The following is a 24461-nucleotide window of genomic DNA, read 5'->3' as shown; positions in this document are numbered from 1 at the left end:
TGTCTACCGCGCATCGTCCGTCCGCCGGCCGAGCGTGTGCGGGCCGGTGGTCTCCGAGACCGGCACCGGGGACAGCCCCGCGGCGACGAGCTGGGCCCGTAAGGCGATCACCGTCCGCTCCAGCGCCCGGATCTGCGCCTGGAGCGTCCGGACGTGGTCGCGCATCGCGGTCGAGGTGCTCTGCTCGTTGGCCAGATCGGTGCTGAGCTGGGCGGAATGGCTCTGGAGCCGCTCCATCTGCTTCTCCATCTGGCTCAACGCGTCCTCGTAGATCGTCTTCGCCCGGACGAACGCCTCGGCGTCGACCTTGGAACGTTCTATCTCGGCCTGACGCTCGGCCTGCAGGAGCGCCGTCTGCTGGGTCTTCTTGTTGGCGTCGGTGGCGGACCTGAAGGCGAGGTACGCCACGCCGAGAGGAACCACGCCCACGGCGAACTGGATGAGGATGTCACTCACCCCGGGCACTGCCGCCTCCTCTCATGGGCCGGATCACGCCGGTGTACGTGATGCCGTCGTCGCTGTGCCAGGCGTTGACCGTCAGCGCGATGGGGAACTCGCTGCCGTCGCGCCGCAGGCCCACCAACGGGATGATCCGCCCGGCCAGCTCCGAGCGGTCACTGGCCCGCACCCGCGCCAGCCCCGCGGTGTGCTGGTCGCGGAAACGGTCCGGCATCAGCAGCGTCAGCGGCCGCCCGACGGCCTCGTCCGTGCTCCAGCCGAACAACGCCGCGGCCTGCGGGTTCCACGACATGATGATCCCGGAGGCGTCCGCGACGACGATGGCCGCGGCCCCGGCGCCGGGCAGGCTGTGCACGCTCACGGCCTCCGGCCAGGTGGCGATCAGCGCGATCCAGCCGCCGAACGCCAGCCAGACCGCCCCGCCGACCCAGCCGCGCGGGTTGACTCCGGTGAAGGTCGAGAAGAGATAGACCAGGCCGTACAGCACGAGCAGGGCCGTGGCGGCGGCGAAGGCGACCCGGTCGGAGCGCATGAACGTCTGCACCAGGCACAGGCCGCCGATGACACACCAGGCGCAGGCCCAGACGGCCAGTGGGGCGACCGAGGCCAGCGCGACGTAGCCGGGAGTGGCGCGCTGGTCGGCCGGCGCGAACGCCAGGGAGGCGGCGATGGCCAGGCTGAGCAGCCCGACGAACGCGAGTGACGCGCCCCGCCGCCCGATGCGGCGCGACACACGGACGACGATGCCATTACTCACAGTGGCAAGATTAATGCATATAGTTAGCCTTGGAAGGGGTAAATCCCGGCCTCTTATCGCCCAGGCGATGGTTCATCGAGAACGCCGGATCACCGGCATATACCCGCCGCGCGCCCGCCCGCTCTCAGCCAGCGCCCCCCATTCGTACGCGTATGGGGTGTCGAGGGAATGGATCACCACCACGACCGCCCCACCCGCACGATCCACGGCGCTCAACCACGCGAAACGCTCATCGACCTCGTCCCGATGAGTGATCCCCTCCACCATGAGCCGGAACCGCCCCGGCCCCTCCACCATGGAAAAGGTCACGCCGGGAATGAGCTCCCAGCCGGAACAGGTCGACGGCCTGCCGCCCGGAAGGAGCCGGAAGCTGGGAAGCTGCACGACGGCCTCCGCCGAGTGGAGAACCATGGTCGGAATGGCGCCGCCGAAATAACGGGCATCCTCACGGGGGACACAGGATGGCACGCGGGGGAGTATGCCAGCGCCTCCGCTTGATCAGGGCAGATATGCGCAACGGGTCGGGGATCGTCACGGCGGGACCAGGGCGCGTACCTGCCTCACATCTCCGACATAGATGAGATGTCCGAAACGGTGCCACCCTAGGAGCCCTTGCGGAAACTTCACGTGATCCTCGTACGTTTCCCTCATGTAACCTCTCGGCAAAGGAGAATCGTGAACCTGGGCCTGCCGGAAATTCTCATGTTGCTTGTGATGCTGCTCGTCATGGTCGGAGCTGTCGCCGGTACGGTGTTCTTCGTCCTGTGGCTCATAATGCGCAGGCGAAAGTAGGGCCAGGCACGGGAGGGTGCATGAGGCGTAAGAGCCCGCAGGAGAAGAAGCGTCTGAGCTACACCAAGAACCGTCGCAACGACTACGGAGAGAACGAGGAGTTCCCGTAAGAACATTCGGCGCAATAAACGCGCTACTCATCGGGCGAACCAGATCCTCGACGCGGCCATCGGTGCCGTTGACGAAGGCGCCGAAGAGGAAGTCGAGCGACGGTTATTGGTGGAGCGGCCGAAGTCCTGGAAGAAACTCCCGGACGCGCCATTGGGAGAAATCGTCCAGTACACCTTGCAGCGGCGGATGAAGCTGGGAGCCGGCGACCGAGGCGCACCGTGGCCCGTATGGAACGCGTCCGTCAGCGGATCAGGCAGCCGACCGACTGAGTGTTCCCGCGGCGTTGATCGGACGTCAAGGATGCCGTCGCCGTCCTGCACCGCCGGCCATCCGCCCCTCCACAGGGCGACGATCCCTGCATCCGCCCTTCTGATGACACGTGAGAGACGCCAGGACTGGACCCGATCGTCCCAATCGGAGTCACCTAGCGGCGTACCCGATAGAGAAGGTGCAGCACCCGGTCGCCCTGGATCACCACGTGCGGGTCCTCGAGCAGATGCTGTGCGTCGACCGACCCGAAATACCGCTTGCCCGAGCCGAAGACCACGGGCACGACGTCCATCGCCACCTCGTCCACCAGGCCGAGGGCGAATGCCTGACCGCCGACGTCGCCCGCCGCCACGGAGACGGTGCGCCCCCCTGCGAGCTCCTTGGCCTTCGCGATCGCCTGTGCCACGTCGTCGACGAAGTGGTACGACGCCTCCGGGTGCCATCCGTCGGGCTTGGGCCGGTGCGACACCACGACCACGTGCTCGCCCACCGGGGGCGTCCCCTCCCAGCCGTTGGTCATGTCGAACAGGTGACGCCCGATCACCATCGACCCGATCCGCGCCCACATCGGTTTGACGTACTCGGCCGAGACCCGAGAGACCTTGATCCTGCCACCTGCGTCGAGCGCGGTGTCGCCGTTGGAGTACCAGTCGAACAGAGGGCCGACCTGGTCCTTCACGTCGGCGATGAAGCCGTCCACCGACACGACGTTGTGCATCACCACGGTGCTCATTTCATCTCCAGGGTATTCCGAGGGCTTGGCCCTGCTCATGTCGTGCTGTCTGTTGGTGCGAGCCCGGTTTTACGATGTGAACCGGACCGCTCACCTGTCCTTTCACCAACGCGTCGACCGCACACCGCCGGAATCGACACGGCCCCGAGAAATTTCTCGAAGGGGCGGTGTTGCGCCGACCCGCCCGGCCGGTCGATAGGTTCGCGGCATGGAGCGCAGGACGCATGCGTGGCGGATCGAGGAGCGGGAGTACGCGAGGCAAGAGGCTCGCCGCGGTCGACGGCACGCCTACACGAAGCTCGCGCCCACCCGGACGGCACTAGTGGTGATCGACATGGTGCCGTTCTTCGCGCTGGAGAACGCGTACACCCGCGGCATCGTGCCCAATATCGCGCGACTCGCCTCTGCGCTGCGTGCGGCGGGCGGCACGGTCGCATGGGTACTGCCGGAAGGGGGCGAGCCGTCCAAGGCCGCGAAGGAGTTCTTCGGCCCTGAGATCGCCGAGACCTACCGGCGCAGCGGCGGGGAGGGGCCGTTACGATCGCGGCTGTGGCACGAGTTCGAGGTGGACGACGCGGATCTTCTGGTGGAGAAGAGGGCGTCCAGCGCCTTCTTCCCTGGATACTCCCCACTGCCGGATCTGCTGAAGGCCCGTGACATCGACACAGTGCTGATCACCGGGACGGTGACCAACGTGTGTTGTGAGTCGTCTGCGCGGGACGCGAGCACGCTCGGATACCGGGTCGTCATGGTCGCCGACGCGAACGCGGCCCGGCGCGACGAGGACCACAACGCGACCCTGTATACGATCTATCGCTCCTTCGGCGACGTCCGCACCACGGACGAGATTCTCGGTCTGATCGGGGGGTAGTTCGGGGCGACTACCTCCGCCTTGTCTCGGCGGGTTCGCCCGCGAACGCGGTCGGCTGGGGACCGACAGAACGCTGGCGACCGGAGAATACGCGTCCTTGCGCCGGAAACTCAGCGGCTGGGTTTATCAACACCGCACGCTCACCGAAGTACGAGGGGCGTTCGGCCCACTTCGGCCTCTTCGGCAGCGCCACCCGTTCTACGGCAAGACGCTTGCGACTCGATGGCATACTCCTCCGTGGTCATGATCTCCGCCTTTTAGGAGCTGGATATGCGATCCGGTTTATAGCGATTGATCGGCGGCGTTTCTCGCACTGCTCGTATCGTTTTTGATACGTATCCCACGTATACCCGGGAGTCGCCTATGCCCTGTGCCGAGCCATCCGTTCAAGAAGACAAAAGAAGCCGAACCGCAACTCTGACGACAAGCCGAACGTGGCGCTGGACGCCTACGAGCCCAACCGTTGCCCGGCCTCCTTCGCCATCTGATGCGACGGATACCAAACCGATACGGGAACGGTCCATCTACACCTAACGCCATCAATATGATCGATTCAGGCCATATCGCCTATCCCGGGAGCGTCCCTGTGCGTATCCGATCCCTGCTGACGTCCGCCGTGTTAACCGCCGGCGTGGTCGCCGTCTCCCAGCCCGCCTACGCGGCCGCCCCGGCCGTCCAGATCATCAAGATCTACTACGACTCGCCAGGCTCGCCGGACTCCGGCTCGAACAGCAGCTTGAACGGCGAATACGTGCAGATCAAGAACACCACCAAGAAGGCCGTCAGTCTTAAGGGCTGGACCCTGCATGACAAGACGACCCGGCCCGACCACGTCTACACATTCGGCAAGTTCACCCTCGCAGCCGGGAAGACGGTCACCGTGCGGACCGGTAAGGGTAAGGACACCACTACCACCCGCTACTGGAACAGGACTGGCGGGACAACTTTCGCCTACATCTGGAACCAGACCAAGGACACCGCCTACCTGCGGAACGCGTCCGGCAAGCTGATCGACTCCTGCTCGTACAACTCGAGCCGGGCCGACTACAAGATCTGCTGACCTCAGCCAGGCGGTGATTTTCTGACCACGTGGCCGAGGTCGACAGGTCATTCGCCGGTCCTCTTCCGGGCGGCGGTCCGGACCCGGATGGCACTGCACGCAGCTGCCTCGGCGCCACTGATCCCCGACTGCGTCTCCCATCGGAGCAGGCCTTCGACGTCATCATTGCGGCTGCCTGACATGGGTGGAGAACGAACAAAGGCCCGTCCCCGTGTTTCTCGTCGGGTGACGGGCCTTTGGTACGCCGTTACGCCGGTTTCATCGGCCGTGCTCCTCGATCTCGCCGGCGCTGTCCGCTCGAGCCGGCAGAAGCAAGGCGGTGATGACCACGACGACGGACAGCACCGCGCCGATGATGAAGGCCAGCCGCATGCCGTCGAGATTGGCGAGCGCCTCCGAGGCCCCTGCGGATCTCAGGGCATCGGCTCGCGCGCTCATCACAGTGATCACGAGCGCGGTTCCGAAGGCCGCGGCGACCTGCTGCAGCGTGCTGAGGATCGAGCTGCCGTGGGAGTAGAGCTGCGGGGGAACCGCTCCGAGTCCGAGAGTGAATACGGGGGTGAAGGTCGCGGCCAGACCCACCATCAGCAGCGCGTGCAGACCGAGGAGCTGCCAGAACGGCATGGTCATCGTGACCTGGGTGAAGCCGGCGAGCGCGAGCATGATCCCAATCGCGCCGGGGATGACCAGAACCCGGCCGCCGAACCGGTCGAACAGGCGGCCGACGGTCGGACCGAGCAGCCCCATCGCGAGACCGCCCGGCATCACGAGGAGTCCGGTCTGCAGGGCGCTGAGCTCACGGACGTTCTGCAGGTAAAGCGGCAGCAAGATCATCGAGCCGAGCATCGCCATGAAGGCCACCGACATGAGGATCAGCGCGACCGTGAAGGTGCGGTGGCGGAGGGTACGCAGGTCCATCAGCGGCACACCGCGCTTCTGCAACGACAACTGGCGGACGACGAAGACGGCGATGGCGAGCAGGCCGGCCGCCACGATGGCCGCGGCAACGCGGGCGTCACCGCCCTCGAACTGGCTGAGCCCGTAGACCAGGCCGCCGAAGCCCGCGGCGGCAGTGACCACGCTCAACCAGTCGATGGTGCTGAACTGGGGCTCTCCGACGTTCTTGAGCTGCTTCAGGCCGCCCCATGTGATCAGGGCGGCGATGGGGAGCACCACGGCGAACAGCAGCCGCCAGGACCCGAATTGGAGGATCACCCCCGAGACCGTCGGGCCCATGGCCGGCGCGACCGAGATGGCCAGGGTGACATTGCCCATCACCCGGCCGCGGTCTTCCTCCGGCACCACCTGCATCAGCGTGGTCATCAACAGCGGCATCATCACGGCCGTCCCGGACGCCTGGATGATGCGGGCGCCCAGCAGCACCTCGAACGACGGCGCGACGGCGGCCAACGCCGTGCCGAGCAGGAACAAACCCATCGCGGTGGCGTACGCACTGCGGGTGGACACCCGCTGCAGGAACCATCCGGTGATGGGGATGACAGCGGCCATGGTCAGCATGAAGGCCGTAGACAGCCACTGTGCGGTCTGCTCGGTGATGTGCAGAGCGCTCATCAGCCGCGGGATCGCATTGATCATGATCGTCTCGTTGAGGATGACCACGAACGTGGCGAGCACCAGCAGCCGGATCACGGCCGGGGTGCGACGTGAAACGGCGGTCTCGGATTTGGCAGGCGAGTCAAGCTGTGGGATGGACACGGCACCTCAATTAGGGTTGTCAGACATGAGTCGTGGCTGGTGCCCCAGCCTTGGGGGTCTCACAAGCAGTGGTGGCTCTGCAAAGACTGACTGACGCCACCGACAAAACTCATCGGCCCCGCACAACATTCCGGAAGCGATGCGAGATGTCACCCGGTTTTTCACCGGCGGCGGACGACGACCCCCAGGCCGTGCAGAGGAGCACTCGTGTCGCTCCATGGCTGGGCCAACACCTCGCACACCGCACGCCCCGAGAGTGGCGCTGGTCCTGGCATGTTGCTGTAGCCCAGGTTCAGCTGTGTCGCGGCTCCTACGCCTTGGAAGCGGAGGTCGCTGACGGCGGACTGAAGCTGACGGTGAGGACGGCCGGCTCGTCGAGCTGACGGCAACGATCCCGTCAACTTTCCCGCGGCCGTTTCGAGAACGACCCCGACGCGGGTGGAGCCGATCGCCGCTCACTCGAACACCACCAGCAAGGCCGTGACTACTGCTGACGACCGCGGTGGTCACCCGCGTGGCAGCCGGAGCTCGAACGCGGCGCCCGAGTCGGACGGCAGGGCTCGTGCCCATCGTGGGCGGCGACAGCCGTGACGATGGCGAGCCGGAGGCCGGTGCCGGAGCGGCGGGTGGGATCGGCGCGGTAAAAGCGTTCGAAGACACGTGCCTGCCTGCACAGGGCTCAGCCCGGGAGTTTCGTCGCGCACCTCGACGACCGCGTCATCGCCCTCTCTCCGTACGGTCACCGTCGCCGCGCGTGCCCGCAGGGGTATGCGCACGTACATTGGCCAGGAGGTTGTCCAGGGCCTGGCGCAGGCGCGTGCGGTCGCCGCAGATGAGGACGGGTTCGCTCGCTTGGAGCTCAAAGGACGGCCGAGGTCCACGGCTGCGGAGGCGGCGACGGACTCGGCGGCGAGATCTGCCAGGACGACCGGCTCGCACTGCCGCTGTCGGCGTTCGTCGCGGTGATGGGCCGATGGAACTGGTGGCTGCCCGGCTGGCTGGCCCTGCTCGTACGGGTGCCCGCCAGGCGAAGACCAGACGTGCCAGTCCCGGTTCGTACGGCTGGACCACGGTCTGAGCCCGATCCCGCGGGCCAAGGTTGACTGGATCTCCGAGTGGGCCGGGGGTGCGGCGGGAGTGCCCGTCCACGTCGTCGTGCCCCGCTTCGGTCATGCCGCCCCATCGATCAGGCTCCGCCTGTACGCCCACGTAATGCGTGCGGCGGAAGCGTCGGCGGTGGACGTCTTCGCCAGGCGAGCGACCCGGGTGCCACGCTGTTGGCACGATCCCGAGATCGTCCTGACGAAGACCAAGGCATGCCACCCAGTTCGCGCTGAAAAAGGGTCGCGCTGACCTCCAGCTTCTCAGCCGGCAACGGATGGTTACCGGGCTGCCGCAAGGTCGTCGGCCAGGTTCTCCACGGCAAGATCAGCGTTCAGCGCGGTGACCACCGCCTGCGTCAGCGTACGGAGGGCATGGACGTGCCACACCGCATCGAGCTCCATGGGCACCTCGTGGTGGTGCTCCGCGAACCGCAGGAACGCCTCCCGAAGGCCTCGGCCCTCAAGCGAAACGTAACTCATCCTCCGTGTCAGTAGCAGATCGTAAGCGAAGTCGAGGGCACCCTATGGGGTGGCGGGAATCTCACCGATGATGGCGAGCTGGTCACAGAAACTTTCGCTCAGACAATCAGAAAGCGGAGAGCTGCGGGTTGGTCACGAGAGGATCCCGGATGGGATGACTGATCCTCTTCGGGATCTTGGGGATACATACTGGTGTACACCTCCCCTATTCTCCTGAAGGCCTCTGAGCGATGCATCTCTCTCCTTATGGTCATCAGCCCCGGCAGTTACGCCCGGTCGGTGGCCTCGCGATCTTCGCGATCGCCGGTGTGGCGGGCGATTCCCTCGTGGGGGTTGCCTCAGCGGGGATCAACCTCTGGTACGCGTGGCTCGTGGATCGTATGGCCAGTGATTTCAACTCCGTCCCCGAGGCGGCGATGCGGACGGGGGAACTGCTCGTTCTAGGATCCGGGGCCGCGCGAATCTTCATCTTCCTCGTGGCCGCGGCCGGGTTCCTCGCCTGGCTGTTCCGCGTCAGGACCAACGCCGTGAGTCTCTCGCTGACCGGTCACCGGCACGGCAGGTCCTGGCTGATCGCAGGATGGGTGATGCCGATCAGCTGGTTCTGGATTCCCAAACAGATCGTGGACGACATCTGGCGCGCCTCCACACCACCAGGCTCTGCCAAAGGGCTGATCAACGCGTGGTGGGCGGCCTGGCTGACCGCCTGGGTGATGGCGAAGGTGACCTGGGGCCGGCTCTACCTCTTCCCCATCGACCTGGAGGGAATCGCCTTCGCCCTGCGCTTGGAGGTGGTTGGCATAGGGCTGATGCTGATCGCGGCCGTGCTGGCGATCGGCGTCATCCGCAAGATCACCGCCGTCCAGGAGACACTCCGTTCAACACCTCCAGCCGACCCCGTACCAGGCAAACCGCCCCCTACGCCCAGTACGCCCAGTACGCCCGAGTCTGCCGCGGCGTCATAGGGCATCGCGACAGTACGGCGTCTCAGTGCGGCCGACGACCGGCACAACGCCTGGCTAGCGGATCGTGGCAGCCAGAAATCATCCAGCGGCAGCGCTGTGCCCGCTGCAAGTCTGGCTTGCCGTACAACTCTGCTGTACGGCCACGAAAAGGCCTCCGGGTCATCCCGGAGGGCGCTTCTCGCGATCGCCGGACCGGCGCCCCTTCGTACATGGCTGAGGACGGCTGCTCAGCTCAGTGATGCCCGTACTCAGCGGCGAATGGTTCGCGACCGTGGCGAGCGCCTACGGCCTGCGCAGTCAGCCCTCCTGATCTTCGCGTTGCTGGTGCTGCCGACCCCGGACCGTGAGGTACACCTGACCGAGCGGGTTCGCCGGACGCCGGGCAGTGGCGTTCACCTTCGATTACTTGATCTTCGTTGCCTTCCTCCTGACGGGACGGGCGTTCGGCAAGCGGCTCATGCGCATCCGCGTCGTCTGCGCCCACATCGGCCGCTGGCCGGATTGGCGCAGGGCCGCGGTCCGCGCTCTCGTCTTCCGCGTCCTGGTCTGCGTGTCACAGTGCGGGCTGGTCGTGCTCCTGGTGGACATTCTGTGGTCGGTGGCCGACCCGGTCGCTCGCACCTTGCACGACCACCTCGCCGGCACTTTGGTCGTCCGCGACCTGCTGTAGCTGCCTGCGGCAACTGCGGCGCAGCGGCTCACGGCACTCGACAAGCCAACCTGACCGCCCGATCGTCCGCCTGGGCCGTCGTCCCCTCGCGAAGCGGCGGCCCTTTCGGTCGCGCTTTCGCGATCGCCTCTCTACGCTGGTCGGCCCCCGGGCTGTCTGCGCGACGACCTGGTGGCCCGCCCGTGCATCGGCGATGCTGTGACACGTGCAGTACGTGTCCAGAGCGCCACGACCGCCGCTGGCCGGGCTGATCGACGACCTCTACTACCTGGAGGGCACGCCGCCGTACGCCCGGCTGACGCTGCCGCCGATGCCGGCGGCGTTGCTCATCCTCAACCTCGGGGCGCCCTTCCGCATCCGCGCCGGCACCGACATCGAGACGGCCGAGTACGCCGACGGCTGCGTGGTCACCACACCCACCCGCGCCTTCGAGTTCGGCTACCCACCGGGGACCCGGTCAGTCGGCGTGCACTTCAAGCCGTGGGGGCTGGCGCCGTTCCTGCCGATGCCCGCGGCCGAGCTGTGCGACCGGCCGGTGACGGTGGAGCAGGTTTGGGGCCGGCCCGCCATTGCTGAGCTGCGGGACCGGCTGGCCACGGCGGACGGACCGCACGAGATGCTGACGCTGCTCGAGGAGGAGCTGATGCGACGGCTGTGCGAGACCGCCGGCCTGGGGCTGGTCCGCCATACGAGCAGCGTCATCGCGGCGACCAGCGGGGCGGTGGCGATCGGCGACCTGAGCGTGGCAGCCGGTGTCAGCAGCACCCATCTGGCGCAGCGGTTCAAGGAGCTCATCGGCGTCACGCCGAAGCGGCTGGCCCGCACCTACCGCTTCGCCGCCACCGTGTTCGCGATCGACCCCGCCGGACCGGTCGACTGGGGCGACCTCGCCGGTGGCGCAGGCTACTTCGACCAGGCCCACTTCGGCCACGAGTTCCGGGCGTTCACCGGGCTCACGCCGACCCGGTACGTCGAAGTCCGGCGGCGGTTCCTGCGCGAACATCCCGGCCACGCGCTGGACGGCTGGCCGCTGCCGGCCGATTGATTTCTTACAAGAGCGACGGCTCACGACACGCTAATTTGGGGCACCCCAAAGCAGAGGAGAGCCCCGTGGGCAAGGTGGTCATGTACAGCTCGGTGTCGGTGGACGGCTTCGTCGCGGACGAGAATGACCAGCCCGGACCGCTGTTCGACTGGTTGTCCAGCGGTGACGTCCCGTTGGACGAGAGCGGCGAGCTGAAGGTGTCGCAGACGTCCTACGACTACACCCGGCCGTACTGGGACCAGATCGGAGTCACGATCGTCGGCCGCCACGTCTTCGACCTGACGGACGGCTGGGACGGGAAGCCTCCGGGTGGCATCGACCACGTGGTCGTCGTGTCGCACCGGCCGATGCCCGAGGGCTGGGACCCCGAGGCGCCGTTTCACTTCGTCGACGGCGTCGAGGCAGCCGTGGCCAAGGCGCAGGAGCTTGCGGGTGACCGCATGGTCGAGGTCGCCGCTGGCGACGTCGGTGGCCAGGTGCTTGCCGCGGGCCTGATCGACGAGGTGCGCATGGACGTCGTACCCGTCGTGTTCGGGTCCGGCAAGCGCTACTTCGGGTCGGTCGACGCACAGCACCTGTTGGAGGATCCTGACGTGGTGATCCGGGGCAACCGGGTACTCCACCTGCGCTATCGGGTGCGCCGATGACCGATCTGAGCGGGTACGCGAGGAAGCTCGCCCCGCCCGGCGGGCTGACAATCGCGACCAAACTGCCGATCCCGGCACCGATGGCGGTCCCGATCACGCCGATCCACTGAGGGGTCACAAGTCCCGGAAGCTAGGTAGTGCTGTGACCGGAAACGATCACCGGGTTGGATTCTCCCCGTAGGCGGCCTGCGGACGTCCCCGCTGGCACCCACAGAGTTCTCACGGCCGCCGTCAGTTCGCATGACGGCCACGTCCGGGCGTCGGGAATCGGCGAACCCGAGCCGGCCGGATGTGGTCCCGACGACCGGCACATGCAGAGTGCACATCGGCTGCGGTGCGAATCCCACGTCTACCTCGTGCCTCACGCACTGGTTGCGTCCGCCCTGTTGAGCCCACACTCGGCAGCGGGACCGACCTGCGCCTGGTCGCTTCCACAGCGGTTTCACCCGGCTGGCGGGGTGCCGCCCATGACCCAGGAGATCGGCATGCGACAGATCACAACGAGTACGGAGGTGCCTCGCATGCGTGACATCGCCCGCTGGCTCGTCCGGCGCTGGCCCACCGCCCTGGCTCTGGGCATGTCCGCCCTGACCTTCGGCGGAAGCGAGTCGGCCGAAGGCATCGCGACCCTCGCGGACGCCCTCGTGCTCCTGCAGTTGGGCTACCTGGTGATCGCCAAGTTAGGGCGACGCCAGGCCTCATGGCCGACAATCGTGGTCGGATTCGCGGTCATCATCGCTCTGCGCATCCTTGACGTGGTTTCACCGGCCGCCGTCCTGTCCGGCATGGCGCTGATCGTCCTGATCTGGGCAGCTATTGACGGACAACTGCGCGGGTCGGAACAGTTCCGGATTCAGGCGCTGGGAATGTTCGTATTCGCCGCGATCGCCCTGGCCGGGCTGGTCTTGGATCCCGACATCGGCCGCTATCTGGTTGCCGCAGGCTGGCTGCTCCACGGCATCTGGGACTTCGTTCATCTCAAGCTCGACAAGGTCGTGGCCCGCTCCCACGCTGAGTGGTGCGGTGTTCTCGACGTCATAATCGCCGTCGAACTAGTGCTCGCGTTGTAGAAAAGCAGGCTGCGGAGACGGCGCGAATTCCGGCAGACGTGCGGATCCCCGGCAGAGTGCTCTCGTTAATTGAGCGCTTCGCCCCAGCGGTCCATCAGGCACCGGCAGGACCCGCACCGTGCAAGTGCCCGACGCTTCCACCCGCTCACAGGCCCAGGGAAGACCGTCGTCGGTGGTGAAGCGCACCACGTCGCCCTCGGCGACCCCGTCCTGCAGAAATGGGACGTTCGCTACACGAGCGGTGCCCGTCTCAAGCGCGTGGCCCAAAGCCCTTCGGTGTCGTAGGGAAGCCAGCCTTCCCGGGGGCGTGAACTGGAACCACACCTTGATCAGGCCCGGCCCTGTGGGGAGGCGTTCCGAGGGGGCTGCAAAGACCATGCCCACATGATCGCGCAGTCTGCTGGATGTCCCTGTGTTAGCAAGGGTGTTAGCAAGATCCCGAGGTTGTCCTGACGAACACTAAGGCCCGCTTCCAGATTCTCCCTGGTAGTGGGCCCTTCGCATGTGCGCGGCCGAGAGGACTCGAACCCCTGACCTTCTGATCCGTAGGGAAGGGCGGATGCCTCGCCGACCACGTTTGTCCCTGCTCAGGTAGTACATACGGTCCGGCGGCGTGTGATGGTGTGAGACGGTGTTGCTGTACGCGGCTGCTGTACACCACTCCCGTGGACGCGACCGGCACCGCGACAGGTGAGCGGCACCAGGCAGGCTGTCAGCTACCCGGCCCGCACGTCTCCCGTATCGTCAGTGCGGCACATCGGTGCTTCGCCGGGGGTAATCTTTGGCGAGGCCTGATTCCGGCCCGTTTCGGGCTTTCGGAAACCGATATTCGGTGCCGATTAATGCCCATCATCGGCCTGGCCGGAATGGTGTTGAGGTCAGTGACGTCACCGCCGGTGAAGGCGGGACTCCTCGGCCGTCGTACCTGCGCCACATGTGCGACTGGGAATTCCTGCGGACGATCTGCTACCGTCGGACTCGGCTTATGTAGGCGAAACACCAGCATTCTTCCCGTTTACGAGAAGAAAGTGCAGGTCACGTCCGTGATTTCGTCCGAAGCGGAGGGGCATGTGGGGCCTGGAGAAAACGGTCTGCCCGGTTTCCCGGAGTGGTTGCCGAGCCAGATCGCCTTCGAACGTCACCTCATCAGAGCAATTGCCGAAGGTTTCGAAGAATTCGGCTTCACGCCTCTTGACACCGCCGCTGTCCAGCCCTTCGAGGTTCTTCTGGCAGGTGGAGCGCAGTACTCCGACGGCGGTATGGCGAAGCCGATCTTCGATGTACTCGAACCGGACGAGACGTCCACGGGTCGGCGCTTTGGCCTCCGTTACGACCTCACGGTGCCACTCGCGCGATACTTGTCGGAACACGGATCCGACCTCGTCTATCCGCTGCGGTGCTATCAGATAAACAAGGTGTGGCGCGCCGAACGCCCGACCGCCTCGCACTGGCGTGAGTTCTACCAGTGCGACATCGACATCATCGGGCGGGGCGAGTTGAGCCCGTTGTACGACGCGGAGATCGCGGCGGCGCTGGTGGCGGCATTCGACAGGATGGGGGTCGGCGAGTTCACCATCCGCATTTCCAACCGCCTCGTCCTGGCGGCGCTGCTCGCCGGTCACGGCCTGCACAACGACCGGACCAGGTCGGTCGTGCACATCATCGACGAGGGGGGCCGCCAGCCCCGCGAGGAGACCGTCGCGCAACTGGTCGCCGCCGACATGCCGGCCGCCGTGGCGGAGGACGTCGGGAGGCTGCTCGCCTGCCGGACGGTGGAGGAGGCGCGGGAGCTGCTGACCCTGCGCAGGGCCGACCACCGGGGACTCGACGAACTCGATGAGGTCATGGCGGCCCTGTCCGACCTCGGCGTGCCGGACCGGCGGATCTGCCTGGACTTCTCGATCACAAGGGGACACGACTACTACACGGGCACGGTCTACGAGACGTTCGCGGCCGGGCACGAGGACTGGGGGGCGATCGGTTCCGGGGGACGGTACGACGACCTGCTCGGGCACGTCATGGGTTCGGTGCACCCGGGAGTCGGCGTCTCCATCGGCCTGACCAGGCTGTGCGCGTTGCTCGCCGACCAGGCAACCGCGTGGAACCTCCCCGGGGGCCCTGCTACCATCCTCGTCATGACCGATGTCAGCGGAGACAGTCAGGCGGTCCTCCGGGCTGCCCGCGCACTCCGCGAGGCCGGTCAGCCGACACAAGTGATCTTCGACGCGGCTTCTCCCAAGGAAGGCCTCCGGATCGCGGAGTCCCTCAACGTCCCGCTGGTCGTCCAGGCCGACGCCGGCGGTCATCTCACGCTGCGACATATGCGCAACGGTTCCTCACAGGCCGTGGACCTAGCCGGTCTCGTCGCCCTCGTCCGCGACGGCCGCGCGCTGTAGGGCCCTCGGCAAGGAGCCGTCGCGCCCGTTTCCCGGGCCGCCCTGTGCCCATAACCGTCCGCGTGAGCAGGATTCGCCATGAACAGAGACATCATCCAGCCCCGTACGCTGCGGGGTTTCGCCGACCTACTGCCTTCCGTGGGGCTCTACCGCCGCACGATGCTCCGTGTCATCGAGGACACGTTCACCTCCTACGGATTCGATCCCATCCAGACGCCCGCCATCGAGTACCTCGAAATCCTCAAGGGCAAAGGCGGCGAGGAATCCGACAAGCAGATGTTCGAGTTCGAGGACCGCGGCGGGCGGCGCGTCGGGCTTCGCTACGACCTCACGGTGCCGCTGGCCAGGTTCGTCGCCGAGCACCAGTCGTCGCTGACCTTCCCGTTCCGCGCGTACAACATCGGTTACGTCTGGCGGGGCGATCGACCTCAGCGCGGACGGTTCCGCGAGTTCCTGCAGTGCGACGCCGACATCATCGGGGACTCAGGCGTCTCCGCCGATGCCGAGATCGTGTCGATCGCCGAGAGCGTGCTCTCGCGGATCGACGTGGGCCCGTTCGTCGTCCGGATCAACAACCGTCACGTGCTCAACGGTCTTCTCGCCGACCTCCACCTCGACGACCGGATCATCCCCGTGCTCCGCGCCCTCGACAAGATCGAGAAGATCGGCGAGGAAGGGGTCACCGCCGAGCTGCGCGAGGTCGGGGTGCCGGACGCGGCCGTCGAACGGGTCCTGGCCCTGATCGCCTGCCGAGGCGAGACGAACGAGGACACGATCGCCGCCGTCTCCCAGCTCATCCCGCCTCAGGGTGAGGCGGCCACGGGGCTGGCCGAGGTCCGCCAGACCCTCGAACTCGCCGGAGGCCGGGGCTCGATCCGCTTCGATCCGAGCATCGTGCGCGGCCTCGACTACTACACCGGAATGGTCTACGAGATCCAGCTGCTCGACGCCCCGGAGGTCGGCAGCGTCGGCGGGGGCGGTCGCTACGACAACCTGACCGGCCTCTACCAGCGCAACAGCCTCTCGGGCGTCGGCGGAACCATCGGAATCTCACGGATCATCGCAGCGATCGAGGGGACGGACCGGTTCCCCGAGGTCTCGCGCGAGCGCCCGCTGATCGTGGTGACGTCGGGAGCGGCGCCGACCGAGGACGCACGCCTGGCCGCCCTGATCCGCGGTATGGGCGAGTTCGACGTCGATCTCTATCCCGCACAGGCCAAGCACAGCGTGCAGATGAAGTATGCCGACGTCCGGCGGGCGCGGTTCGTCGTCACCCGCGATCCCGGCGACGCGGTCTCGATCAAGGATATGTCTTCGGGCGACCGGATCTCGTGCAGGCTCGACGACCTGGCTGACACGCTTCAGAAACTGTCCTGATTGGAGTGGCCCATGGCCATGGTCTTCTGCAAGTGGGAACCTGTGGCACTGGGCGTCCTCCTGTGCGGTGAGGAGCCCGTCCACGTCATTCTCGATCAGTGGGACCTCGACTTCGGCCATCCGGACGACGCGCTGCTCGAGCAGGCCGCCTCGGTGTACCGCATCAGCGACTTCAACTCGCTGGAGGAACTGGCGGCCGTGGCGACCGATCTGCGGCTGCGTGGCGTCGAGGTACGCCGGATCGCGAGTTTCGCCGAGTTCAGCCAGTACGGGGCCGGGTTGCTCGGGCAGCTCTTGGGGGTGGCCGGAGAGTCGCTGGAGAGCGCGGTGGCGGTGCGGGACAAGCGTGCGATGAAGGCGCGTTTCCGCGAGGGAGGCGTGCCCTGCGCACGGTTCGTCTCCATCCCGGATCCCGCCTCGCCTCCCGAACCGGACGAGATCGCACGATCGCTGGGCTTCCCCGTCGTGGTGAAGCCGGTCAGCGGCATGGGCGCGATGGCGACCGTGCGGATCGACCGTGCCGAGGACTTCGTGCCGGCGTTGCGGTCGCTGAATATCCCGCCGGTTGTGCGGTCACGCCAGCTTATGGCCGAAGAGTATGTCGAGGGCGAGGAGTTCCACGCGGACGCCGTGTGGAGCGGGGGAGAACCCTGGCATTTCACCGTCGGGCGCTACGTCCGGCCGCGCCTGTCGGCCTCCCCCGGAGAGGAGGGCTCGATCCTGCTCGACCGGGCCGAGCATGTCGAGTTGATCGCCGAGGCCGAGAAGCTCCACCGGGCGGTGAACTCGGCGATGGGGCTGACGTCGGGAGCCAGCCATCTGGAGTTCTTCCGCACGCGCGAAGGCGAACTCGTCGCCTCCGAGATCGCCAGCCGCTTCGGCGGCGGCCCGCTGCTGGACATGGTGCTCGCCCGCGACGGAGTCGACCTGCGGCGGCTGTGGGCCCTGGAACTGCTCGGTGAGCCGCGCCCGGCCGAGGCCGCGCCGCGGCACGGATGGACCCATGTCGCCGGGATCAACATCCCGGGTGGCGCGGGCGCCGTCACCCACGTGCCGAGCCGGGACGAGCTCGACGCCGACCCGCACGTCATCACCTACCACATCAACTGCGCCGTGGGAGAGGAGATCGCCACGCCGTGGCCGCTCATGCTCGTCCTGGGCGCGGCGGGTGAGCCGGAGCTCCGTCAGGTGATCGAGGACGCCAGGGCCCGGTACACGATCCGCTAGACGGTGTCGAGGGTGCCCCGGCGCCTGCTGCCGTACTCGAAGTAACGCAGGAGCAGGCACGCGAGCGTGGCGTAGCCCAGGCCGACCGCCAGCTCCCATCCCAGGTAGGGCAGGAGCTCGGCCGGCCCGCTCCCCTCGGTGATGGCCTGTGTGGCGGCCACGGAGTGGGTGAGCGGGAGTGCCCGGCCCACCGCCATCCAACCGGGAAGCGCGGAGGCCGGGATGTTGGCTCCGGTGAGCAGCAGCAGGAGCGAGGCCGCCACGTTCGCGGTGAGGAAGACGTCGCGGGCGCGCAGGCCGATCGCGCCGAGCGTGAGGCCGAAGGCGGCGCAGGAGACGATGCCGGCGAGGAAGACCGGCACCAGGGCCAGCAGCTCCCCAGGTGCCAGCTCGACGTCGAAGACCAGCACGGACACGCCGAGCGTGAAGGCCACGACCAGGATGGCGTTGATCACGTAGGGGAGTGCGCGGCCCAGCCAGAGCGTCAGGCGGCCGCGCGGGCTCAGCAGGATCGCCCCGAGGGTCCCGTAACGTCGTTCGTTGGCCACGGCCATCGTGCCGCCGTACACGCAGACGAAGCTGGCGGCGAGCACGGTGTTGCCGAGGACGAAGAAGCGGTCGTCGGCGATGCCCAGCCGGCGGCCCAGGTAGACGAAAAAGGCGAGCCGCAGCAGCGGGGCGGCCAGCAGGGTGCCGACGAACATCGCGGGCGTGGTCCAGTTGAACAGGGCCCGGTACGCGAGCATGCCGCCGACGACCACCAGGCGCGCCGACGAGGCGAGCCGCCCCATCACACGAGGCTCAGGGTCGCGGCGCGGCGAGCGCGGTCCTGCACATGGGCGAGGGCGAGCAGCGCGAGGATCACGTACACGGCGCCGAGCACGGCCGCCATTACCATCGGCAAGATCACCTCACCTCCGCCGGCTGCGGTCGTGACCGCCCTGGTGCCCCACTCCGTGGGCAGCACCCACGAGATCGGCCGAGTCCACTCGGGCAGCACGCTGATCGGCACGAGCATTCCGGAGAGCATCGCGATCGGGTATGTGAGCGAGTTCGCCAGCGCGTTGGCATTGCGCAGGAAGACGAAGGTGGAGGCGAGCAGCAGGCCCACGACGCCGAGGGCCAGCAGGCACACCAGCAGCGCCACGACGAAGATCAACGGATCGGCGAAGGTGAGGGGAACGCCGAACAGCACGACGCCCCAGAGCAGGGTCGCCGCCATGGAATAGGAGCCCACGAGGGCGGTCGACACGGTGATCGGGAGCAGCGTGAGCACCAGCGGCGTCGGCGCGGCCACCAGCGTCTCCATCGTGCCGAGCCATCGCTGGTTCTGCACGGCGGCTCCCGATCCGGACAGGACCGAGCTCCACGTGCCCATGAGCCCGGCTCCGACGGACGCCTGGAGGAGCTGGTCGCCCTGGCCGCCGGCCCGGAAGAGGTAGAAGGCCAGAGTGGCGAAGACGACCGGGGTCACCACGGCCTCGCCCAGTTGCAGCGGTGACCGGGACATGTAGAGCACGTGGGTACGCACTCCGATCGCCATGAGGCGAAGGAAGCGGTAGGGGCCGACCCGCTCCACGTACGGCCGCGGCTCGCTCACCGGTGTGCCAACTGGCGGAAGTCCGCTGCTCACGCCGGAGCCCGCACGGAGCCGGCGGCGCTTCGCGCGGCCTCTTCGACGATTGCCACGTACGCGTCCTCCAAGGTCGGTTCCCGGTTGACGATCCGGCCCACGCGCAGGCCGTCGAGCACGTCCAAGGCGTCCCGGCGCGGGTCCGCGCCCTGATCGACCTGGAGGATCACCAGCTGCGCCTGGCCGCGTTCCTCGACGGCGATGTCCCTGACGCTGGGGAGGTCCCGAAGGCGCGTCACGTGCGTGTCGTCCACGCCGTAGACCTCGAGTTCCAGGACGTCACGCGACCTTACCCGGGTCTTCAGCTCCGCGGGCGTGCCGCTGGCCCGGATCCGCCCGCCGGCGATGACGGCGATGCGGTCGCACAGTTCGTCGGCCTCGGCCATGTAGTGAGTGGTCAGCAGGACCGTCGTGCCCGCGTCGGCCAGCTCCGCGATCGTGCGGCGCAGGTCACGTGCGGCGACCGGGTCCACCCCGATGGACGGCTCGTCGAGGAAGAGCACGCTGGGGCGGTTCAGCAGGCCGCGGGCGATATGCAGGCGCTGTCGCATTCCGCGGGAATAGCCCTCGACTCGTTCTTTCTCTCTGCCCGCCAATCCGACGAGTTCCAGGAGTTCTGCGATCCGCGAACGTTGTTCGCGTGGATCCACCCCGTAGAGTTCGGAAAAGTAGCGTAAGTTGTCCAGTGCCGTCAATCGGTCGTAAAGACCGCGGTCGCCGCCGAAGACATAGCCGATACGACGCCGCACCGCCATCGGATCGCGTACCACATCATGCCCGAGAACGCGCGCGGTCCCACTCGTCGGAAGCAGCAGGGTGTTGAGCATCTTAATGGTCGTGGTCTTACCCGCGCCATTGGGGCCGAGCAGCCCGAATAGCTCACCTGAACGCACTTCGAAGCTGATCCCACGCGCGGCGATGGTCTCGGTTCGCCGGGTGCGCAGCCAGCCGGATCGAACGTGAAAAACGCGTGAAAGGTCCAGCGCCTCGATCGCCAGCATGGGACGCATGCTAGCTGATTTTCCACTCGATGTCTTGACACCTGTGAGTGTCCCACAGATGCTGAGCACGCTTGATCTAGGGAGTGATCGACCGTAATGGGCATGCGTCTCAAGCCTATCGGGGGCGTCGCGAGCTCTGCGTCTTCCTTGTGGGAGAAGCTGCTGATCGGCGCCGGCGTAACATTTTTTGCCGTTCAGGCCGCTCATACTTGGACGGACCGAAATCGCTGGCCGTTGTGTTCGTACAACATGTTCAACAGGTGCCTGCCGGAACGCTTCGCACAACCGCGGGTGACCTTGTACGACGAGTTTCGGAGTTATCCGATGCTGCCGGTGTACGGGCTGCTGCCGCTGGAGTTCTTCCGCGTCGTGGCGATCTGTGGCGCCGTGTATCTCGGCGATGACGATGATCTCAAGGACCAGTTCACGGCGAGCGTGCTCAAAGGGCTCAACGATGCGCCGTGGCAGGCGTTCGACGAGGTCAAGGCCTCGTATCGGGCGGAGAGCCCACGAGGTTTCACGGGGATGGACGTGTTCGAGACGTGGATAGACCTTGCCGATTACGACCCGCGGGCGGGCGGGCCGCTGCACGACACGAAGCTGCTGTATTCCTGCCGTCTGCCGAAAGACACCGCATGAAGAGACTCCGCGCCATCCTCTTCCAGCAGAGCGACGCGGCGTGGCGGGCGGGGGCCACGCGGCTCGCGCTGGCCGGGGCGATCGCCGTGACCATCGCCAAGCTGCCGAAGGGGCGTTTCTTCCAGGAACATCGCGACACGATGGAGCGGTTGCGCGGGAGACCGGGCCGGCTGCCGCCCCTGTCGGCTCGGGGGTACGAGCTGCTGCGGGCCGGCACGCTCGCCTCCGTCGCCGTCTGGGGCGTGACCGGCAGGCGCCGGGCCGGCTTGCTGGCCGCCGCGCAGTTCTTCTGGCTCAACGGGCACGTCGCCGAGTTCTTCCCCGGCAGCTGGAACTACAACTCGCATCTCAACGTGAACCTGCTGGTCCTGGGCGCGGTCGACACCTCGTCGGAATTCGCGCTGAAGCCCAGGCCGGCCACGGCGGACGGCGTTAGGCGGCAGTCCATGGCGCTGGCGTTCATGCAGCTCGGGTCCGGTGTGCTCTACGCGCAGTCCGCCCTGTCCAAGCTCCGGTACGGCGGCTCCGAATGGTTCACCTCGGGGCGCACGCTGGAGGGATCGATCGCGCTCCTGGGCACCCCGGCGGGCCATCGCGTTTACCCGCACAAGTCCCTGATCAAGACCATGAGCTGGGGGACGCTCGCATTCGAGCTGTCCTTCCTGCCGGCCCTCGTCCTCGGCTGGCGGCACCGCAAGGCGCTCGGGGTGGCGGCGGTCGCCTTTCACCTGGCCGTCTCCCGGTTCATGGGCATCTCGTTCTGGCACCTGTGGTGCCAGTACCCGGCTTTGTTCATCGTGCCGTCCCCCGGAGAAAGAGCTCTTCGAACCTCCCGAAACGCCGACCGATGAAGGGTGGCCACCGTGCCGATCAGCCAGAATGACGTCATCCGCCATTTCTCCGCCCGTGCCGCCACCTACGACGCGTCGAGCTCGTGGTGCACCGACGACGTCCTGGGCTCGCGGATCCTCGCCCACGCCAACCCCGGCCCGGACGATCGGGTGCTCGACGTGGCCTGCGGCACCGGCCTCGTCTCACGCCTGTTCAAGGGCCGGGTCGCGCGGGTCATCGGGGCCGACATCACAGCCGACATGGCCGCTCAGGCTGAGCCGCATCTGGACGAACTCGTGATCACCCCTGCCGAGAGCATGCCCTTTCCCGACGACGCCTTCGACATCGTGGTGTGCCGGCAGGGCCTGCAGTTCATGACGCTTCCCGACGCGGCGGCCGAAATGGCGCGCGTCACGAAGCCCGGAGGGCGCATCGTGCTCGTCAACCTGTGCGCGTACGGGCCGGAGGATCGTGATGAGTATTTTGAGATCTTGCGGCTGCGAAATCCGGTCCGCCGCCACTTTTTCCTCCCTGAAGATCTCGAGGCTCTGCTGACCGGTGTCGGGTGCGATTCGGTGGTCACCGAGCGTTACATATCCGTCGAGGACGTTGACGTCTGGTCTGACAACGGCGCCATCGATGAAGATCGTCGTGAGGCGATCCGCGACGTCTATCGCTCGGCGTCCGAGCCGTTCCGCAAACTGCATGCGGTACGTGAATCGGATGGCATGTTAACCGACAACATGCTATTCGTTATCACGGTAGGAAGCTTTTCATAACACAGAGTAAGTGGTGGGTGTGTACTGTAAATAATTTCCGGGCAAAGTCAAGGCTCTCTTATTCGGCTGTTCGTGGGTAGGCTGCTAGCCAACATCCGTGTTCTTTGTGTTCTGTGCATTTGCCCGGGTGGCGGCGAACAGGAAGGGTTCACATGGCACGGCAATTGTCTTTGTCCCCGGTTCTGTACACGGACGCGAACGAGAGCGTCGATCATCGGTACATGGCCCAGATGAGAGAGCAGGATACTACTCCGGTCCCCACTGACGATTCTCTCCCCAGGTTCACGCTCGTCGTCGGGCCGTCGCCCTTCACAATGCCACGAGGATGGGAATTCTTCCTGACCTCTCCTTACGAGGGCGCATCGTACATCTCCACGGTTCTCCACAACGCCGGTTATCCGGTTCGGATCGTGGACGTACGTTATACGCCCGACCCGCTCCGCGCCGCGTACGAGCAGGTGATGAGCGGGACCGACGTTCTGGGCATCTGCACCTTCGAGGACAACTTCCCGTTCTGCACCGAACTCATGGAGCTGGTCAAGGAGGCCAGGCCGGATCTGCCGATCATCTGCGGCGGCTCGCTGGTCACGTCCGTGCCCCGCATCTTCATGGAGCAGACGAAGTGCGACATCGCGGTGATCAGCGAGGGTGAGATCACCATCCTGGAGCTCATGGAGAGCTACGCGGCGGGACGGTGGGAGAAGGACCTGCCGAACATCCGCGGGATCTGGTACCGGACGCCCGAAGGCCGGGCGAAGTCGACCCCGCCGCGTGGGCAGATGATGGACCTGGACTCGCTCCCCCGCATGCGGCTCGACCTGTGGCCGCAGGCGAAGAGCCCGATGGGGCTCCAGCCGCAGATCATCTCGTCGTACAGCCGCGGCTGCAAGATGGACTGCTCCTTCTGCTACCGCACCACGCCACAGGTCCGCGCCAAGTCGCCGGAGAAGATGGACCGCGACCTGGACTGGCTGAAGACCCAGTACAACATCGAGTTCTCCTTCTTCGTGGATCTGACGTTCAGCTCCTACCGCAAGCAGACGCTCGAGATGTGTGATGTCATCAAGGGCCACGACCTCAGGTGGACGTGCCTGACCCGCTGCGCCGACATGGACGAGCCGCGCATCAACGCCATGCGCGACTCGGGCGCGGACATCATCCTCTACGGCGTCGAGTCGCTCGGGTCAGAGGTGCTGCGCGAGGCGCGCAAGGGCAACAGCGAGAACATCACCGTGCGCGCCATGCGGACGACGTTCGACGCTGGTGTGCGGTTCGGGGCGCTGCTCATCGTGGGCCTGCCGAACGAGACCGAGGAATCGCTCAGCCACATGGTCGAGTTCGCGGAGACCTACAACCACGTCACCCGGGTGAAGTACCTGTCGGCGATGCCCGGGACCACCGTCTACAAGCAGTCCATCCAGCAGGGCCTGATCCGCACCGAACTGGACCACCTCAACTGGCTCTCCATCGAGCAGGCTCTCCACGAGGACGAGTTCCTCAACGTCAGCGGCCTGCCCGAGAGCGCCTGCAGGAGCGCCTACAAGCGGATCTACGACGCCTACCAGCCGGGTCCGGTGATGGACTTCAAGCACTGGCCCGAGTACTTCCACTACTTCCATCCCCAGCCGGACGACGGCACAGAGCGCTCGACCTCGTACGCGGGGCCCAATTGGCGCTCTCAGTGGAGCTCCGCGGCGGCGCCGCTGGTGCCTGGCTCGGAGCGCTTCACGCTGGAGCGGGTCGCGAGCCCAGAGGTGGCCGAGGCCGGCAGCAGCCTGATGACGTGCGGCGCCAAGCGCATGGCTACAGAGAGCCTCGGGGTCTGACGG

24 protein-coding genes are annotated in these 24461 nt (G+C 66.6%); 14 read left to right on the top strand and 10 right to left on the bottom strand.

What is annotated here, in order from left to right:
- Positions 1–3 precede the first annotated feature (3 nt).
- From ID574_RS11725 to ID574_RS11710, 4 genes are all read right to left on the bottom strand, one after another.
- Positions 4–465 (bottom strand): hypothetical protein, encoded by a 462-nt coding sequence (locus ID574_RS11725; protein WP_188188834.1) that lies wholly within the window; start codon positions 463–465, stop codon positions 4–6.
- Positions 449–1216, bottom strand: coding sequence for a PAS domain S-box protein (locus ID574_RS11720; RefSeq protein WP_188188833.1), 768 nt, complete (start codon positions 1214–1216; stop codon positions 449–451). The genes ID574_RS11725 and ID574_RS11720 overlap by 17 nt, the downstream gene beginning before the upstream one ends.
- 72 nt (positions 1217–1288) lie before the next feature.
- Positions 1289–1684, bottom strand: a complete 396-nt coding sequence (locus ID574_RS11715; RefSeq protein ID WP_188188832.1) for a hypothetical protein — start codon at positions 1682–1684, stop codon at positions 1289–1291.
- An 859-nt stretch (positions 1685–2543) separates the two neighbouring features.
- Positions 2544–3122, bottom strand: a complete 579-nt coding sequence (locus ID574_RS11710) for a dihydrofolate reductase family protein (protein ID WP_188188831.1) — start codon at positions 3120–3122, stop codon at positions 2544–2546.
- 208 nt (positions 3123–3330) lie between these two features.
- Between ID574_RS11710 and ID574_RS11705 the strand changes: the two genes are divergently transcribed.
- Positions 3331–3993 (top strand): cysteine hydrolase family protein, encoded by a 663-nt coding sequence (locus tag ID574_RS11705; protein ID WP_188188830.1) that lies wholly within the window; start codon positions 3331–3333, stop codon positions 3991–3993.
- Positions 3994–4579: 586 nt separating this feature from the next.
- Entirely contained in the window at positions 4580–5053 is a 474-nt protein-coding gene (locus tag ID574_RS11700; protein ID WP_223166598.1) for a lamin tail domain-containing protein, read from the top strand.
- Positions 5054–5311: 258 nt separating this feature from the next.
- On the opposite strand, the gene ID574_RS11695 is transcribed toward ID574_RS11700, so the two are convergent.
- Both ID574_RS11695 and ID574_RS11690 read right to left on the bottom strand, forming a co-directional pair.
- Entirely contained in the window at positions 5312–6703 is a 1392-nt protein-coding gene (locus ID574_RS11695) for an MDR family MFS transporter (RefSeq protein WP_188188828.1), read from the bottom strand.
- 1448 nt (positions 6704–8151) lie between these two features.
- On the bottom strand, positions 8152–8352 hold the full coding sequence (locus tag ID574_RS11690) for a hypothetical protein (RefSeq protein WP_188188827.1): 201 nt from the start codon (positions 8350–8352) through the stop codon (positions 8152–8154).
- 380 nt (positions 8353–8732) lie between these two features.
- Between ID574_RS11690 and ID574_RS11685 the strand changes: the two genes are divergently transcribed.
- From ID574_RS11685 to ID574_RS11665, 5 genes are all read left to right on the top strand, one after another.
- Entirely contained in the window at positions 8733–9317 is a 585-nt protein-coding gene (locus tag ID574_RS11685) for a DUF4328 domain-containing protein (protein WP_188188826.1), read from the top strand.
- Between the two features lie 406 nt (positions 9318–9723).
- The gene (locus tag ID574_RS11680) at positions 9724–9987 is read left to right on the top strand and encodes an RDD family protein (protein WP_188188825.1); all 264 of its coding nucleotides are present in this window, start codon (positions 9724–9726) and stop codon (positions 9985–9987) included.
- Positions 9988–10192: 205 nt separating this feature from the next.
- Positions 10193–11032, top strand: a complete 840-nt coding sequence (locus tag ID574_RS11675; protein WP_188188824.1) for a helix-turn-helix domain-containing protein — start codon at positions 10193–10195, stop codon at positions 11030–11032.
- Positions 11033–11097: 65 nt separating this feature from the next.
- Entirely contained in the window at positions 11098–11679 is a 582-nt protein-coding gene (locus ID574_RS11670) for a dihydrofolate reductase family protein (RefSeq protein WP_188188823.1), read from the top strand.
- A gap of 521 nt (positions 11680–12200) precedes the next feature.
- Positions 12201–12749 carry a hypothetical protein gene (locus ID574_RS11665; protein ID WP_223166597.1) on the top strand — a complete coding sequence of 183 codons (549 nt, stop codon included), beginning with the start codon at positions 12201–12203 and terminating at the stop codon, positions 12747–12749.
- Here the strand turns inward: ID574_RS11665 and ID574_RS11660 are convergent.
- Entirely contained in the window at positions 12732–13127 is a 396-nt protein-coding gene (locus ID574_RS11660; protein ID WP_223166596.1) for a DUF4265 domain-containing protein, read from the bottom strand. The two genes, ID574_RS11665 and ID574_RS11660, sit on opposite strands and share 18 nt — an antisense overlap.
- 464 nt (positions 13128–13591) lie before the next feature.
- Between ID574_RS11660 and ID574_RS11655 the strand changes: the two genes are divergently transcribed.
- The 3 genes from ID574_RS11655 to ID574_RS11645 all read left to right on the top strand — a co-directional run bounded on the left by ID574_RS11655 (position 13592) and on the right by ID574_RS11645 (position 17749).
- Complete coding sequence (locus ID574_RS11655) at positions 13592–15145, top strand: histidine--tRNA ligase (RefSeq protein WP_223166595.1); 1554 nt, start codon at positions 13592–13594, stop codon at positions 15143–15145.
- Between the two features lie 78 nt (positions 15146–15223).
- Entirely contained in the window at positions 15224–16522 is a 1299-nt protein-coding gene (gene hisS, locus ID574_RS11650) for a histidine--tRNA ligase (protein ID WP_188188821.1), read from the top strand.
- A 12-nt stretch (positions 16523–16534) separates the two neighbouring features.
- Positions 16535–17749: an ATP-grasp domain-containing protein gene (locus ID574_RS11645; RefSeq protein WP_188188820.1), complete on the top strand. Its 1215-nt coding sequence runs from the start codon at positions 16535–16537 to the stop codon at positions 17747–17749.
- Here the strand turns inward: ID574_RS11645 and ID574_RS11640 are convergent.
- Genes ID574_RS11640 through ID574_RS11630 form a run of 3 tightly spaced genes read right to left on the bottom strand, consistent with a single transcriptional unit; the run spans position 17746 to position 20383 of the window.
- Positions 17746–18540 carry an ABC transporter permease gene (locus tag ID574_RS11640; RefSeq protein ID WP_188188819.1) on the bottom strand — a complete coding sequence of 265 codons (795 nt, stop codon included), beginning with the start codon at positions 18538–18540 and terminating at the stop codon, positions 17746–17748. The two genes, ID574_RS11645 and ID574_RS11640, sit on opposite strands and share 4 nt — an antisense overlap.
- Positions 18540–19349, bottom strand: a complete 810-nt coding sequence (locus tag ID574_RS11635; protein WP_223166594.1) for an ABC transporter permease — start codon at positions 19347–19349, stop codon at positions 18540–18542. Before ID574_RS11635 ends, ID574_RS11640 begins: the two co-directional genes overlap by 1 nt.
- 29 nt (positions 19350–19378) lie before the next feature.
- Complete coding sequence (locus ID574_RS11630) at positions 19379–20383, bottom strand: ABC transporter ATP-binding protein (RefSeq protein ID WP_188188818.1); 1005 nt, start codon at positions 20381–20383, stop codon at positions 19379–19381.
- A gap of 102 nt (positions 20384–20485) precedes the next feature.
- Here ID574_RS11630 and ID574_RS11625 point away from each other — a divergent pair, with 102 nt between their 5' ends.
- From ID574_RS11625 to ID574_RS11610, 4 genes are all read left to right on the top strand, one after another.
- Positions 20486–21022, top strand: a complete 537-nt coding sequence (locus tag ID574_RS11625; RefSeq protein ID WP_188188817.1) for a hypothetical protein — start codon at positions 20486–20488, stop codon at positions 21020–21022.
- Positions 21019–21873: a hypothetical protein gene (locus tag ID574_RS11620; protein ID WP_188188816.1), complete on the top strand. Its 855-nt coding sequence runs from the start codon at positions 21019–21021 to the stop codon at positions 21871–21873. Before ID574_RS11625 ends, ID574_RS11620 begins: the two co-directional genes overlap by 4 nt.
- Before the next feature lie 12 nt (positions 21874–21885).
- A complete protein-coding gene (locus tag ID574_RS11615; RefSeq protein ID WP_223166593.1) occupies positions 21886–22632 on the top strand; it encodes a class I SAM-dependent methyltransferase in 747 nt (248 codons plus the stop codon).
- 152 nt (positions 22633–22784) lie between these two features.
- Positions 22785–24458, top strand: a complete 1674-nt coding sequence (locus tag ID574_RS11610) for a B12-binding domain-containing radical SAM protein (protein ID WP_188188815.1) — start codon at positions 22785–22787, stop codon at positions 24456–24458.
- Positions 24459–24461: the final 3 nt, after the last annotated feature.

This window comes from Nonomuraea sp. SYSU D8015 (assembly GCF_008065375.1).
Taxonomy (GTDB): domain Bacteria; phylum Actinomycetota; class Actinomycetes; order Streptosporangiales; family Streptosporangiaceae; genus Nonomuraea.
The sequence above is the reverse complement of the archived record's forward strand: the minus strand, read 5'-3'. Positions and strand labels throughout refer to the sequence as shown.

What these genes read in the sequence shown, in the direction of transcription:
- ID574_RS11710 (WP_188188831.1), bottom strand. Translation starts at nt 3,122, where the DNA reads ATGAGCACCGTGGTGATGCACAACGTCGTGTCGGTGGACGGCTTCATC.
- ID574_RS11705 (WP_188188830.1), top strand. Translation starts at nt 3,331, where the DNA reads ATGGAGCGCAGGACGCATGCGTGGCGGATCGAGGAGCGGGAGTACGCG.
- ID574_RS11690 (WP_188188827.1), bottom strand. Translation starts at nt 8,352, where the DNA reads ATGAGTTACGTTTCGCTTGAGGGCCGAGGCCTTCGGGAGGCGTTCCTG.
- ID574_RS11685 (WP_188188826.1), top strand. Translation starts at nt 8,733, where the DNA reads ATGGCCAGTGATTTCAACTCCGTCCCCGAGGCGGCGATGCGGACGGGG.
- ID574_RS11665 (WP_223166597.1), top strand. Translation starts at nt 12,201, where the DNA reads ATGCGTGACATCGCCCGCTGGCTCGTCCGGCGCTGGCCCACCGCCCTG.
- ID574_RS11660 (WP_223166596.1), bottom strand. Translation starts at nt 13,127, where the DNA reads ATGGTCTTTGCAGCCCCCTCGGAACGCCTCCCCACAGGGCCGGGCCTG.
- ID574_RS11655 (WP_223166595.1), top strand. Translation starts at nt 13,592, where the DNA reads ATGCCCATCATCGGCCTGGCCGGAATGGTGTTGAGGTCAGTGACGTCA.
- hisS (WP_188188821.1), top strand. Translation starts at nt 15,224, where the DNA reads ATGAACAGAGACATCATCCAGCCCCGTACGCTGCGGGGTTTCGCCGAC.
- ID574_RS11645 (WP_188188820.1), top strand. Translation starts at nt 16,535, where the DNA reads ATGGCCATGGTCTTCTGCAAGTGGGAACCTGTGGCACTGGGCGTCCTC.
- ID574_RS11640 (WP_188188819.1), bottom strand. Translation starts at nt 18,540, where the DNA reads ATGGGGCGGCTCGCCTCGTCGGCGCGCCTGGTGGTCGTCGGCGGCATG.
- ID574_RS11630 (WP_188188818.1), bottom strand. Translation starts at nt 20,383, where the DNA reads ATGCTGGCGATCGAGGCGCTGGACCTTTCACGCGTTTTTCACGTTCGA.
- ID574_RS11625 (WP_188188817.1), top strand. Translation starts at nt 20,486, where the DNA reads ATGCGTCTCAAGCCTATCGGGGGCGTCGCGAGCTCTGCGTCTTCCTTG.
- ID574_RS11620 (WP_188188816.1), top strand. Translation starts at nt 21,019, where the DNA reads ATGAAGAGACTCCGCGCCATCCTCTTCCAGCAGAGCGACGCGGCGTGG.
- ID574_RS11610 (WP_188188815.1), top strand. Translation starts at nt 22,785, where the DNA reads ATGGCACGGCAATTGTCTTTGTCCCCGGTTCTGTACACGGACGCGAAC.